The following is a 280-nucleotide window of genomic DNA, read 5'->3' as shown; positions in this document are numbered from 1 at the left end:
ACCGAGGTTACTAGCAATGGTTTTCCAAGGCGTATTCTCTGTTTTCATCTGCAGTAGCTGATTGTCCTGCTCCTTAGTCCATGTGTTTGTATCATCTGGCTTCTTTGCCTCGCCTTCTTCTGCAGCAGTGTTGTTTGGAGCTGGCGTTTCATTCGAATCTCCACTCTCAGTTGCCTGCTTAGTCGCTTTTGCGGCGTTCCTTTCCTCTTTCTTGTCATCTTTCCTCTCTCCTTCCTTTTCGGCTTTCTTCTCATCCTTCTTGGTATCACCATTGGAAGTA

Annotated in this window: 1 protein-coding gene; it reads right to left on the bottom strand. The window is 46.4% G+C overall.

Features of this window, described 5'->3' with window-relative positions; translation table 11 throughout:
- Positions 1 to 280 (bottom strand): hypothetical protein (locus QWJ41_RS21095; protein WP_302710449.1); only part of this gene is annotated, 280 nt, incomplete at both ends.

The organism is Nocardioides cremeus (assembly GCF_030518195.1).
Lineage (GTDB): Bacteria > Actinomycetota > Actinomycetes > Propionibacteriales > Nocardioidaceae > Nocardioides > Nocardioides cremeus.
This window is presented reverse-complemented; position numbering and strand designations above follow the sequence as displayed.